The organism is Rhizobium sp. SVR5-9E, assembly GCF_056755095.1.
The window spans coordinates 1-288 of sequence record NZ_JBNDHS010000345.1; the positions used below are offsets into that span (position 1 = coordinate 1).

General features: G+C 35.1%; 1 protein-coding gene. It reads right to left on the minus strand.

Translation table 11 applies throughout. The features are described from left to right. Positions 1–288, minus strand: a 288-nt coding sequence (locus ACPYOJ_RS35115; RefSeq protein WP_481420347.1) for a hypothetical protein, incomplete at both ends; no start/stop codon positions are given.

Sequence of the window (288 nt, forward strand, 5' to 3'; positions counted from 1 at the left end):
TCTTTATACAGATTCAGTTTTTTACCATTTTCTTTTTCGTAATCTTTAAGATAGGCATCAATTTCCTTTTTTAAGTAAAACTTATAGTAAGCAGAATAATCGTCATTGATGTTTTTGATCGGATGATAATCTAAAGTTATGGGTGTGGCTACTGCCTTTTCAAAGGTTGTCTGCTCAATGTATCCCGTTTTTAGCATCTGATCAAGAACAACATCCCTTCTGGCCTTCGCTCTTTCGGGATTTCTCATCGGATTGTTTTTTACAGGATTTTCAAGCATTGCCACAAAC